Raw genomic sequence first — 6,895 nt, 5'->3', positions numbered from 1 at the left:
CCGTGGAGGCGATCGACCGTCAGGTGGTGCTCTACCGTTCCGACGACCTGCTGACCTGGGAGTTTCTGTCGTCATTCGGGCCGGCCGGTGCCGTCGGCGGTGAATGGGAATGCCCGGACCTGTTTCCACTCCGTGTCGACGGCACCGACGAGACGCACTGGGTGTTGCTCGTCAGCCTCAACCCGGGAGCCATCGCTGGCGGGTCGGGAACGCAGTACTTCGTCGGCGATTTTGACGGGCGCACCTTTACCCCGCACGATGGCACGCCGCGCGTACAGGCCGACGATGTGCCCGGCCTGCATGCGCTGAACTGGCTGGACTTCGGGCATGACTGCTATGCGGGGGTCACATTCGCCGGACTCGATGACGACTCCCGAACACTCATCGCGTGGATGAGCAACTGGGATTACGCGCGCCACATGCCATTCGATGCCGATCCTCCGCAACGTGGACGAATGACATTGCCGCGCAGACTCTCCCTGGTGAAGGTCCACGGCCGGCTGAGGGTGCGGCAAATCCCCATCGGCCCACCCGCCGGGGACAGCCCCACAGTCGTCACTGAACCCGTTGTGGTGCAGTCGATCCGGGGTGCATGCCGGATCGACCTGGACGTCACACCGGACGGAGCTGCGGGGTTCGCCGTCGAGTTCACCGACGACAACGACTCCCGCGTCACGCTCACCTACATCTGCGCCGCCCAGGAGCTGACGCTGGACCGGCAGGCGGCCGCCCACGGCTTCCCGCCGGAGTTCGCCGGCACCGTCCGGCTCCCGGTCAGCCCTACCCCTGCCGTTGTGCCCGACGATTCGGCGGTCGTGTCCCTGACGATCTGGCTCGACAGGCACGCCGTCGAGGTGTACGCCGAAAACGGAACGCGGGTGCTGACTGAACTGATCGGCTCACTCGACGCGTCGTCGGTGCGTGTTTCGGGTCAGGGTGCGGCGGTTCGGGTCTCGATGCAACTATCGGATCTCGCCGGTGCGACATCGCGATCCCCGGCCGCGACATAGCCCCCGGAACCGCTGAACTTTGCGTTCAGCTCCGGAATCCAGACCTGAACGCAAGGTTTGTGTCCGCATCCGGCGTTGTGATGCACCACTGATCCTCTCCGGCGAGGACTCCGCGTTTTGTTGCCGTCAGCGACAAGGAAAAGCGGAGTTTCCGGGGTCAGCGGAGGGTGGCGGGGCGGACGACCATGATCGAGCTGGCGCGACGGCCTTTTTCCTGGATGAGGGCGATGGCTTTGTCGGCGGGGTCTACTACGACGTAGATGTCTTTGCGGCCGATGGGTTCCAGCCAGCGGCCCTGGCTGATGGATTCGGCTTCGTCGTCGTCGATGTCGCGGCGGGGGAAGGAGAGTTTGACGGCCTGGTCGATGTCGAGGCTGACGTGGGGGTTGTCGCGTACCTCGTCCAGCGTCAACGCATGTTCGAGGGTGAAGGGGCCGACGGCGGTGCGGCGTAGCGCGGTCAAGTGGCCACCTACGCCCAGAGTAGCGCCGAGATCGCGTGCGAGGGAACGGATGTAGGTGCCGGCGGAGCATTCGACGGTCACGTCGAGGTCGATGAAACCCGGCTCGTCGCGGCGGATGTGATGAATGTCGAAGCGGGACACCGTAACCGGGCGGGCTTCGAGGTCGAACTCCTTGCCTCCACGGACCAGGGCATGGGCACGGCGGCCGTCAACCTTGATGGCGCTGACCTTCGCTGGGACCTGCTCGATGTCGCCGGTCAGGGCAGCGACACCGGAACGGATCTCGTCGTCGGAAACGGTTGAGGCGTCGATGGTTTCGAGGATGTCGCCCTCGCGGTCGTCGGTGGTGGTGGATGCTCCCAGGCGGATCGTCGCCTCGTAGGCCTTCGTCGTCAGCGACAGCAGGCCGAGGAGTTTGGTGGCGCGTTCGATACCGATCACCAGCACGCCCGTCGCCATCGGGTCGAGCGTGCCTGCGTGGCCGACGCGGCGGGTGTTGAAGATCTTGCGGCAGCGCGACACGACGTCGTGGCTGGTCATGCCGGCTTCTTTGTCGACGATCAGCAGTCCGGCGTTCTCGATGGACGCGTCGGCCATGTCAGGTCAGCGCGATCGAGGTCAGGATAAAGTTCTGCTCGACGCGCCACACACCGTCGAACGAGGTCAGCGGGGTGCCGCCGTCGATCACCGAACCGTCCACGAGGAGCTTGGACACGAACGTGCCCTCGTTGTCGCCGGTCTGCTCGAAGGTGATGTGGGCGTCCTCGAAACCGAGCCACCGCTTGGTCAGCGGGAACCACGTCTTGAAGGTGGCCTCCTTGGCGCAGAACAGCAGTCGGTCCCAGTGCAGACCCGACGGCCGGGTCGCGAGCACGGTGCGTTCCTCGGCGATGCTCGTGTGATCGAGCACCCCGTCGGGCAGCGCCTCGTGAGGTTCGGCGTCGATGCCCAGGGAACGTATCTGCAGCTTGTACGCCACCACCGCGGCCCGGTAGCCGTCGGTGTGGGTGATGGAGCCGACGATGCCGCGCGGCCAGATCGGGGCGGCCTTCTCCTGCGGCGACCCGGTGGGCGAGCGCAAGATCGGCGCCGGTTCCACACCGAGCTGTGCCATCGCCTTGCGTGCGCAGTCGCGGGCGGTGATGAATTCGCGGCGCCGCTTGTCGACGGCGCGGGCGATGATCGCCTCCTCCCCCGCCATCGGCGCGATACCCGGCGGGTCGGCGAACGTCTCCACCGACGCGACACCGGACGCCACAACCTGCTCGATCACACCCAGTTCCCTTCTACGAAAGTCCGTCCGAGAGTCTAGTGGGAAGCGCCGAAGGTGAACCCGTCCGGATCATCTGGGCGCACCGACCGCAGCTCCGTCGGCATCGGCCACGGCAGCACGAAACGTTCGGTCTTGGCGGTCATGTCCCCGAAGTCCTCCTCCTTGACGACGATCCGCTCCGGCGTGACCTCCACCAGACGCACCCGCAGCGGTTGCGCCCACACACCTTCGAGCATGTACGGGTCGGCGAGATAGTGGAGACCGTGGTCGTCGAGGGCGACCTCGGCGTCGAGCCAGTCGGCGCCGGCGGCCACGGCGCGACCCAGCACGTCGTAGCTCGTCCACGCATCGCCCGACGCGTCGTCGGCGACAATCCAGCCGAGAAGTTCACCGTCCTCACGACGATACGGGGTCCAGTCAGACGGGATCGGCATCAGAAGATTCTAGTGTCAAGTTAGCCGTCAATCCACGCGATGACAGTGTGAGGTTCGGTGTATCGCGAACGAGCTCGGACACCGCATTCGTGTCAAAAGTGATCACTCGTCGAACTCGGCCGCACGGGGCATTTCGGTTCGATCTGTTACAGTTATTTCAGTAAGTTCAGATGTTGCAGCTATTGCCGGAGGTAGATCATGACGGACCTGTTGGCTCGCGACGCTCACGCGCTGCATCTCGCGCTGGAGCAGGCCGGCGACGAGGTCGAGGTCAGTGTCTCCCGCCAGACAGCGGAGTGGCTTGCCCAGTTGATCGACGCCAAGGCTCAAGGTCACGAAGTCGTACTGTCTCGCGGCGCGACGGAAGTCACCCCTGCGGAGGCGGCCCAATTGCTGGGTATGTCAAGGCCGCAGGTTCGCAAGCTGATGAACCAGGGACAGCTCGCCTTCCGCAAGGTCGGCACTCACCACCGCGTCACCGTCGCGTCTATCGACGCGTTCCTCGAGACTGAGCGCCGCCACATGGAGATCGGCATGACGGCACTCTCTTCACTTCAGAACGATCTGGGCCTGCTGGAGTGAGCGCGGACTCGGCCGAATCCCGCGCCCTGTTCAGCATCGTCTTGGGAGATGCCAACGTCCTGTACTCGCGTGTCTTACGCGACTACCTGCTCTATGCGATGACTCACCACTTGATCCGTGTCATCTGGAGCGCCGAAATCCTTGACGAAGTCATCGAACATCTGACGGCAAACATCGAGTCCTTCGACAAGGAGGCCGGACGCCGATTGGTCTCGGCCATGAACTCTGCGTTCCCGCATTCCCAGATCGAGATCACAGATGAAGCACGAGCGGCCGTCGCCGGGTACCGAATGACCGACGAGGACGACCGCCACGTCATCGCCGCAGCTGTCTCTGCCGAAGCAACAGCGCTGTGCAGCGACGACCGCACGGGCTTCCCTCCCGACGTCATGCAAGAATTGGGGATCAAGGTGATCACATCCGACAGTCTCCTGAGCGCCATCATCACGGACCATCCAGAGACCATGATCAAAGTGCACCGGGCACACGTCACCGGACTCAAAGGCGCAACGGATCAGTCAACACTCGATGCGCTTCGCCGCGCCGGGGCCCGCAACGCCGCAGAACTGGTCGAGACTCGCATTTGCGCATACCCGTCCTCGCCTCGCGCGTTGAATGACGGCGCGCTCCGCGCGTACAGGTTGGAGCAAGCGAAACGGGATCCCGCTGTCCTGGAAATCAACCGACTCGTATGGCGGATCAGCAAGCGGGAGAACCGCGAAGGCAAACTCGCATACCTTGATCCCACATTCGGTGGCATAGATGCGGAGGTCGTCCTCTTACTCAAGGCGCCGCAGGCCGACGCCGACGTCAGACGTGGAAGCGGTCGATTGTTGTCGCTCGACAATGACGACGATGTCGCCGCCACACTTTTCGAGCTACTCGGCGAACTGGGAGTCGACCGCAAGCGCTTCGTCGCATGGAATATGTGTATCTTCCCGATCCGGAACTTCGACCCATCCGATGAAGAATTCGTCAAGGGCAAGGAGGACTTCCGAAGTTTCGTTGCCCATCTCCGACGCCCGAAGACTATCGTCGTCATGGGCTCCGCGATTCGCAAGGGATGGCACGATCACGATTTCACGTCCGTTGCGCCCGGGCTCCGGACGGTGTTCACACCGTCGCCGTCGCCTCCTGGGATCGATCGGCCAGGTGCACGAAATGACCTCCGTATCGCCCTTGCGGAGGCGTTCAGAGCTTGAGCGGTCGCACTTCCGAAACGGACCGAACAAGTCACTCCGTCGTGACCCCACTCGCTGAGAAGGTGAACCGTCCGGATCGTCTGTGCGGGGTCCAATCAGCGGGTATGCGCATCGGATTCCTCTCCACCGATCACGGGATCCCAAGGATTCACGAGCTCAATACCCGTTCCGACGAAGTCCGATATGTTGCGAGTCGCCAATGTCGCGCCCCAGAACGCACAGATCGATGCAATCTGCGCGTCCAGCGCGGCGATCGGCCTGCCGACCCGTTCGCGACCGGCCACGATGCGCCCGTAGTGGCTCGCAGCGCCATGGTCGAACGGCAAGACCCTGTCGCGGAAATCGTCTTCGACAATCTCCTCAATCGCTCCGCCGAGGGCGGACTTCCGCTTGCCGTCCGGCAGCTGCTCCATCCCGTACAGGAGTTCAGCCTCAGTGACGGCCGTGATGAACACTTCGTCATCGAGGAGACCGTCGATCCACCCGATCACCTCGGGATTCGGTTCGACGCGGATCACCTCCGACACCACATCGGTGTCGAGGACGATCACTCGTCGAACTCCGCCGCGCGGGGCATCTCGGTGCGGGGAGGCAGTTCCAGATCAAAGCCGTCGCCGGCGAGGCGACGACGGATCCTCGTGGCAAGTCCGCGCTGACCGCGTGGTTCGTCGAGCGTGGTTCGCAGAATTTCACGAACTTCAGCCTCCATCGATCGGCCATGTTCGGCCGCACGGATGCGCAGTCGAGCCTTCAAGCCGTCATCAAGATCCCTGATCGTCAACGTCGCCATAGCCCATCTCCTTCATGCAATGCATTCAATGCTAGCAAGGACGCGGTGATGTGGACCAGCACGAGGAATGCGAAGGGATGACGCAATCCGCATGTCCGTCGTGTCGAAGGCGCCATGATGGGCGCATGGACTTTTATGACGACCGGATTCTGCCGCGTCTGGTGGAGAAGACGTGCGGGATGGCGGCGATGCGGCCGCTGCGGCAGCGGGCGTGTGCGGGACTGACCGGGGAGGTCGTGGAGATCGGGTTCGGTTCCGGGCTCAATGTCGGGCTGTATCCGGACGCGGTGACGCGGGTCAGTGCCGTCGAACCGTCCGACGGCGGCTGGGGGTTGGCTGCCGATCGAGTAGCGGGCTCGGCGGTGCCGATCGAACGGGCCGGCCTTGACGGTCAGCGACTTCCGTTCGACGACAACACTTTTGACAGTGCCCTGAGTACGTTCACGCTGTGCACGATTCCCGATGTCGCGGCGGCGCTCGCCGAACTGCGGCGGGTTGTGAAACCCGGTGGCACGGTGTGCTTTCTGGAACATGGGCGCGCACCCGACGAGAAGGTGCGTCGTACTCAGCGGCTGCTCGAACCGGTCCAGAAACGGCTGGGCGGCGGCTGCCACCTCACCCGCGACATCCCGTCCCTGCTCACAGGTTCCGGGCTGGTCGTCGCCGAGCTGGATCAGTTCTACGCGAAGGGTGCGCCGCGGCCGTATGGGGCGCTCAGCACCGGGACCGCATCCGTCTGAGCAGCAACACGTGTAGCCGTCGCGGTGATGATCACTGGTTCAACTCCGCCGCGACAGGGCTGGCTCCCACCGGACGCGGCTGCCGGCGGCGTCTGATCCAGCCGGTGACGATCCCATGGCTCGGGCTGAACAGGTAGACGAGGGTGAACAGGCTGCCCTGCACCACCACGACCATCCCACCGGGCGAGGTGTCGCGGTAGTAGGAGATGTAGAGGCCGACGAGGCCGCACAGCATCGACACGATGGGTGCGATGACCAGCATCCGGCTGAACCGGTCGGTCAGCAGGTAGGCGGTGGCGCCCGGGATGATGAGCATCGCCACCACCAGCACAATTCCCACCACCTGCAACGCCGTGACGGTCGTCAGCGCGAGCAGCCCGAGCAGCAGTGCGCCGAGCAGT

Annotated in this window: 10 protein-coding genes; 4 read left to right on the top strand and 6 right to left on the bottom strand. The window is 64.2% G+C overall.

Annotated elements, in window-relative coordinates; translation table 11 throughout:
• A partial coding sequence (locus KDB67_RS02500) for a glycoside hydrolase family 32 protein (RefSeq protein ID WP_291012016.1) occupies window positions 1-1,010 on the top strand: 1,010 nt, incomplete at its 5' end.
• A gap of 157 nt (window positions 1,011-1,167) precedes the next feature.
• On the opposite strand, the gene truB is transcribed toward KDB67_RS02500, so the two are convergent.
• Genes truB through KDB67_RS02485 form a run of 3 tightly spaced genes read right to left on the bottom strand, consistent with a single transcriptional unit; the run spans window position 1,168 to window position 3,180 of the window.
• Window positions 1,168-2,070, bottom strand: coding sequence for a tRNA pseudouridine(55) synthase TruB (gene truB, locus KDB67_RS02495; RefSeq protein ID WP_291012014.1), 903 nt, complete (start codon window positions 2,068-2,070; stop codon window positions 1,168-1,170).
• Window position 2,071: 1 nt separating this feature from the next.
• On the bottom strand, window positions 2,072-2,746 hold the full coding sequence (locus KDB67_RS02490) for a 4'-phosphopantetheinyl transferase superfamily protein (RefSeq protein ID WP_291012012.1): 675 nt from the start codon (window positions 2,744-2,746) through the stop codon (window positions 2,072-2,074).
• Window positions 2,747-2,781: 35 nt separating this feature from the next.
• Window positions 2,782-3,180 carry a hypothetical protein gene (locus KDB67_RS02485; RefSeq protein WP_291012008.1) on the bottom strand — a complete coding sequence of 133 codons (399 nt, stop codon included), beginning with the start codon at window positions 3,178-3,180 and terminating at the stop codon, window positions 2,782-2,784.
• 198 nt (window positions 3,181-3,378) lie between these two features.
• Here KDB67_RS02485 and KDB67_RS02480 point away from each other — a divergent pair, with 198 nt between their 5' ends.
• Both KDB67_RS02480 and KDB67_RS02475 read left to right on the top strand, forming a co-directional pair.
• A complete protein-coding gene (locus KDB67_RS02480; RefSeq protein WP_291012006.1) occupies window positions 3,379-3,762 on the top strand; it encodes a helix-turn-helix domain-containing protein in 384 nt (127 codons plus the stop codon).
• Window positions 3,759-4,964 (top strand): PIN domain-containing protein, encoded by a 1,206-nt coding sequence (locus KDB67_RS02475; RefSeq protein WP_291012004.1) that lies wholly within the window; start codon window positions 3,759-3,761, stop codon window positions 4,962-4,964. Before KDB67_RS02480 ends, KDB67_RS02475 begins: the two co-directional genes overlap by 4 nt.
• Before the next feature lie 95 nt (window positions 4,965-5,059).
• Here the strand turns inward: KDB67_RS02475 and KDB67_RS02470 are convergent, their stop codons facing one another.
• The gene (locus KDB67_RS02470) at window positions 5,060-5,515 is read right to left on the bottom strand and encodes a type II toxin-antitoxin system VapC family toxin (RefSeq protein WP_291012003.1); all 456 of its coding nucleotides are present in this window, start codon (window positions 5,513-5,515) and stop codon (window positions 5,060-5,062) included.
• A complete protein-coding gene (locus KDB67_RS02465; protein WP_291012000.1) occupies window positions 5,512-5,754 on the bottom strand; it encodes a plasmid stabilization protein in 243 nt (80 codons plus the stop codon). Before KDB67_RS02465 ends, KDB67_RS02470 begins: the two co-directional genes overlap by 4 nt.
• A gap of 125 nt (window positions 5,755-5,879) precedes the next feature.
• Between KDB67_RS02465 and KDB67_RS02460 the strand changes: the two genes are divergently transcribed.
• Window positions 5,880-6,494, top strand: coding sequence for a class I SAM-dependent methyltransferase (locus tag KDB67_RS02460; RefSeq protein WP_291011997.1), 615 nt, complete (start codon window positions 5,880-5,882; stop codon window positions 6,492-6,494).
• A gap of 31 nt (window positions 6,495-6,525) precedes the next feature.
• On the opposite strand, the gene KDB67_RS02455 is transcribed toward KDB67_RS02460, so the two are convergent.
• Window positions 6,526-6,895: metal ABC transporter permease (locus tag KDB67_RS02455; RefSeq protein ID WP_291011994.1), on the bottom strand; the 370-nt coding region annotated here is incomplete at its 5' end.

The organism is Gordonia sp. (in: high G+C Gram-positive bacteria), assembly GCF_020438995.1.
Lineage (GTDB): Bacteria > Actinomycetota > Actinomycetes > Mycobacteriales > Mycobacteriaceae > Gordonia.
The sequence above is the reverse complement of the archived record's forward strand: the minus strand, read 5'-3'. Positions and strand labels throughout refer to the sequence as shown.

Bases quoted from the DNA above. Each gene is read 5' to 3' on its own strand.
- truB (WP_291012014.1), bottom strand. From the start codon at position 2,070: ATGGCCGACGCGTCCATCGAGAACGCCGGACTGCTGATCGTCGACAAA.
- KDB67_RS02485 (WP_291012008.1), bottom strand. From the start codon at position 3,180: ATGCCGATCCCGTCTGACTGGACCCCGTATCGTCGTGAGGACGGTGAA.
- KDB67_RS02480 (WP_291012006.1), top strand. From the start codon at position 3,379: ATGACGGACCTGTTGGCTCGCGACGCTCACGCGCTGCATCTCGCGCTG.
- KDB67_RS02465 (WP_291012000.1), bottom strand. From the start codon at position 5,754: ATGGCGACGTTGACGATCAGGGATCTTGATGACGGCTTGAAGGCTCGA.
- KDB67_RS02460 (WP_291011997.1), top strand. From the start codon at position 5,880: ATGGACTTTTATGACGACCGGATTCTGCCGCGTCTGGTGGAGAAGACG.